Source organism: Amycolatopsis suaedae (assembly GCF_004214935.1).
Taxonomy (GTDB): Bacteria; Actinomycetota; Actinomycetes; order Mycobacteriales; family Pseudonocardiaceae; genus Amycolatopsis; species Amycolatopsis suaedae.
This window is the reverse complement of the sequence record NZ_SFCC01000032.1, coordinates 2,501-5,210: the sequence shown is the minus strand read 5'-3', so window position 1 is coordinate 5,210 and position 2,710 is coordinate 2,501. Positions and strand designations below refer to the sequence as shown.

General features: G+C 56.2%; 2 rRNA genes (1 of these 2 only partly in view). Both read right to left on the bottom strand.

The features are described 5' to 3' along the window. Positions 1 to 5 precede the first annotated feature (5 nt). Positions 6 to 122, bottom strand: a 5S ribosomal RNA gene (gene rrf, locus EWH70_RS35345). A 65-nt stretch (positions 123 to 187) separates the two neighbouring features. After that, positions 188 to 2,710 (bottom strand): 23S ribosomal RNA (locus EWH70_RS35340); it runs 585 nt beyond the window's last position.

The window sequence follows — 2,710 nt, the reverse complement described above, 5'->3', positions numbered from 1 at the left end:
GTTGATTTCGGCGGTGTCCTACTCTCCCACACCCCTTCGAGTGCAGTACCATCGGCGCTGGTGGGCTTAGCTTCCGGGTTCGGAATGGGACCGGGCGTACCCCCACCGCTATAACCACCGAAAAACCATGAAACAACACGTCCTGACGTGGTGTCTCAGGACCGTAGAGTGGATGCGTAACATCTTCGTGGGCAAGTCCTCGGCCTATTAGTACCAGTCAACTCCACACATTACTGCGCTTCCATCTCTGGCCTATCAACCCAGTCGTCTACTGGGAGCCTTAACCCACAAAGGGGTGGGAGACCTCATCTTGGAACAGGCTTCCCGCTTAGATGCCTTCAGCGGTTATCCCTCCCGAACGTAGCCAACCAGCCATGCCACTGGCGTGACAACTGGCATACCAGAGGTTCGTCCGTCCCGGTCCTCTCGTACTAGGGACAGCCTTCCTCAAGTCTCCTACGCGCGCGGCGGATAGGGACCGAACTGTCTCACGACGTTCTAAACCCAGCTCGCGTGCCGCTTTAATGGGCGAACAGCCCAACCCTTGGGACCTACTCCGGCCCCAGGATGCGACGAGCCGACATCGAGGTGCCAAACCATGCCGTCGATATGGACTCTTGGGCAAGATCAGCCTGTTATCCCCGGGGTACCTTTTATCCGTTGAGCGACACCCCTTCCACCAGGAGGTGCCGGATCACTAGTCCCGACTTTCGTCCCTGCTCGACCCGTCAGTCTCACAGTCAAGCTCCCTTGTGCACTTACACTCAACACCTGATTGCCAACCAGGCTGAGGGAACCTTTGGGCGCCTCCGTTACCCTTTAGGAGGCAACCGCCCCAGTTAAACTACCCATCAGGCACTGTCCCTGAACCAGATCATGGCCCGAGGTTCAGATTCCCAATCCGATCAGAGTGGTATTTCAACAACGACTCCACACCCACTAGCGTGAGCGCTTCACAGTCTCCCACCTATCCTACACAAACCGAACCGAAAACCAATACCAAACTATAGTAAAGGTCCCGGGGTCTTTCCGTCCTGCCGCGCGTAACGAGCATCTTTACTCGTAATGCAATTTCGCCGGGCCTGTGGTTGAGACAGCCGGAAAGTCGTTACGCCATTCGTGCAGGTCGGAACTTACCCGACAAGGAATTTCGCTACCTTAGGATGGTTATAGTTACCACCGCCGTTTACTGGCGCTTAAATTCTCAGCTTCACCCCAAAGGGTTAACCGGTCCTCTTAACGTTCCAGCACCGGGCAGGCGTCAGTCCGTATACATCGAATTGCTTCTTCGCACGGACCTGTGTTTTTAGTAAACAGTCGCTTTCCGCTGGTCTCTGCGGCCAACCCACCCTAGCCCGCAAAGGGCTTCAAGTGTTTTGGCCCCCCTTCTCCCGAAGTTACGGGGGCATTTTGCCGAGTTCCTTAACCACAGTTCACCCGATCGCCTTAGTATTCTCTACCTGACCACCTGTGTTGGTTTGGGGTACGGGCCGCACATGCACTCGCTAGAGGCTTTTCTCGACAGCATAGGATCACTCTACTTCACCACAACGGCTACGCATCACGTCTCAGCCTATATGGAACACGGATTTGCCTATGTTCCGGCCTACACGCTTACACCAGTACAACCACTCACTGGCGGAGCTACCTTCCTGCGTCACCCCATCACTTGACTACTACAGCATCAGGTCCCACGCTCCCCCACATCGACCCGAAGGTCTCAGCGGGTTCGGGTGGTTAGTATCCACTGCCTCACCATGGACGCACACACGCGGGTACGGGAATATCAACCCGTTGTCCATCGACTACGCCTGTCGGCCTCGCCTTAGGTCCCGACTTACCCTGGGCGGATTAGCCTGGCCCAGGAACCCTTGGTCATCCGGCGGCAGAGTTTCTCACTCTGCTTTCGCTACTCATGCCTGCATTCTCACTCCCACACCCTCCACCACTGGGTTACCCCGTGGCTTCTCTGGATGCAGGACGCTCCCCTACCCACCCACACCACTACACAACCCTCCGAAAAGGGAAGTGGATGTATTGTGTGAGTGACACAGCTTCGGCGGTGTGCTTAAGCCCCGCTACATTGTCGGCGCAGGACCACTTGACCAGTGAGCTATTACGCACTCTTTCAAGGATGGCTGCTTCTAAGCCAACCTCCTGGTTGTCTGGGCAATCCCACATCCTTTCCCACTGAGCACACACTTAGGGGCCTTAGCTGGCGTTCTGGGCTGTTTCCCTCTCGACGACGAAGCTTATCCCCCGCCGTCTCACTGCCGCGCTCTCACATGATGGTATTCGGAGTTTGGTTGATTTCGGTAACCCGGTAAGGCCCCTAGACCATCCAGTAGCTCTACCCCCACCACGAAACACACGACGCTGCACCTAAATGCATTTCGGGGAGAACCAGCTATCACGGAGTTTGATTGGCCTTTCACCCCTACCCACAGCTCATCCCCTCAGTTTTCAACCTAAGTGGGTTCGGGCCTCCACACCGTCTTACCGGCGCTTCACCCTGGCCATGGGTAGATCACTCCGCTTCGGGTCTAGACCACGCGACTCAACACGCCCTATTCAGACTCGCTTTCGCTACGGCTACCCCACACGGGTTAACCTCGCCACGCAGCACTAACTCGCAGGCTCATTCTTCAAAAGGCACGCCATCACTTCGAAAAGCTCTGACGGCTTGTAGGCACACGGTTTCAGGTACTCT